The organism is Endozoicomonas atrinae (assembly GCF_001647025.1).
GTDB classification, from domain to species: domain Bacteria; phylum Pseudomonadota; class Gammaproteobacteria; order Pseudomonadales; family Endozoicomonadaceae; genus Endozoicomonas; species Endozoicomonas atrinae.
Map to the genome: position 1 here is coordinate 1 of NZ_LUKQ02000521.1, position 1,725 is coordinate 1,725.

The window sequence follows — 1,725 nt, forward strand, 5'->3', positions numbered from 1 at the left end:
GCCATGCGGACAGCTTCTTTGCGGAATTCTTCGGTATAAGCAGGATGTCTGTGTTTACTCATGACTCACCTCACCGTTAGAAGATAATCTAACTTAATGAAGTGTCCAGTATTCGTGGGTAACTCGAGAAGCTAACGCTTATTAGTGCGAATTCCGCTTTTCACTTTGGACATTTCAACGCACGATTTCACTTTACAACTTTCAACTGATTGAAAATTATAAATTTTTAATACGATCATTAATTAAGCCGTACTAGTCATGTTCTGGCAAAGTGAGAATGGGTATTAATCGAGAATCAAGATTCGCGATAAAGATCCAGAGGCTAAAATTATTTCTCTAAAAACATACAGTTAAGTTCTTTACTGAAATAGCTCAACAACAAGTTTTGTGATGAAATACTTTTCGATGGTGTACACCGTTGCCTATCTAAACCGCACTAAAGTATCAGGTAAAGCATTATAATTAAAGATAACCTTTACTATTCATCCATCGCCTTATACTTATAGCTAATCACTTGGCAATAAAGGCTCTGAGAGGCATTTCCATGTACTGGTTCAACCTCAGTCTGGACTATATACAGGGGGTTGAGTCTATACGTCAGGTTTATTCTGAATGCCTACCTCCAGCTGAATACCGGTAATTTTGAACAACACCAGACTTAGTCCAATAAATCTGTTGCCTCTGCGGACAAAACATTTTTTGGACACGTCCTTACCTGTCGTTCCTGGACAAATTACATTCAGCAAACGAGGTAAACATCATGAAAACACTGACTAACTCAATGCTCTGCACACTGATACATCTGACCAAAAACCAACTTGAAACCAAGCGTCATGAAATCGCAGAACTGAGCCAATACACCACCAAGGTGATCCGCGAAAGCTATAACTCCGAAGTTGAAGAACTGGTGGCCATTCTGGAAATCCTTCACGACTCACTGAAAAATCAGTCCTCACCGGAGCAACCCACCCGTTCTACCAAGAAATAACAGATTGGGGGTTATCCCCTTTCTGTTATGTACAGGGATGTACTGTATCCTGAAAATGCAGGAGCAATTTTCGGGACTGTTCAGATGCTGTACCCCATCAGTATTCTTTCTTGGTACGACTCCCGTAATCGGTCGATCAGCTGGTTTTCGGTCGTGCTCTTTTTCTCATAGTGTTGGGCAATATCATCCCAGATTACGCTCCCCTGAAGCTCCCTGAGCACCCTTTTGAACTTCAGCCCTTTTCTGGCACAGGCCGACAGAAGATTACCTATATAGAGCTGGTAGTTCTTGCCTGAGAAGGACGTGGCTTTTTTGTAGTACCGTTTGTAATGGAGGTTGTCCTTGTAGGCGGACTCAGGGTATTTGAAGACGATATCTTCCAGCAGGATTGTCCAGATAGGATCAAGGTAGTTGCTGTTGTATTTGAGCTTGAAGGATCTCAGACCGTATTGCCAGAGTGCCTGGATATGCTTGATGACCTCAGAGCAGGTGTTCATTTTGATGCCGATTTCACCGGTTTCTTTGTTATACCAATTGAATTTTCTAACTACTGTATAACTGCCCAATCACGGGAGCACAGACTGAACAGTCGACCAGCTTCGCTGCAAAGGTTATTCCAAGCTTCACAGCAACAATCTACAATATTTTCATAACCTGAAAATGCTTTGTTTGATAAGTCATGCTCCCGCATCCACTCCCATAGCCTTTCTGAGCTGTTTAACTCCGGTGCGAATGGT

General features: G+C 42.3%; 2 protein-coding genes and 1 pseudogene. 1 reads left to right on the forward strand and 2 read right to left on the reverse strand.

All coding sequences use genetic code 11. The annotated features are described in order from the left end of the window. The first annotated feature begins 760 nt into the window (after nucleotides 1-760). Nucleotides 761-988: a hypothetical protein gene (locus tag AK963_RS28650; protein WP_066018685.1), complete on the forward strand. Its 228-nt coding sequence runs from the start codon at nucleotides 761-763 to the stop codon at nucleotides 986-988. A gap of 80 nt (nucleotides 989-1,068) precedes the next feature. On the opposite strand, the gene AK963_RS28655 is transcribed toward AK963_RS28650, so the two are convergent. Continuing rightward, entirely contained in the window at nucleotides 1,069-1,485 is a 417-nt protein-coding gene (locus AK963_RS28655) for a hypothetical protein (protein WP_083232944.1), read from the reverse strand. Between the two features lie 50 nt (nucleotides 1,486-1,535). Then, nucleotides 1,536-1,725, reverse strand: a pseudogene (locus AK963_RS36215) (IS630 family transposase); the annotation flags it as partial.

What these genes read in the sequence shown, in the direction of transcription:
- AK963_RS28650 (WP_066018685.1), top strand. Translation starts at nt 761, where the DNA reads ATGAAAACACTGACTAACTCAATGCTCTGCACACTGATACATCTGACC.
- AK963_RS28655 (WP_083232944.1), bottom strand. Translation starts at nt 1,485, where the DNA reads ATGAACACCTGCTCTGAGGTCATCAAGCATATCCAGGCACTCTGGCAA.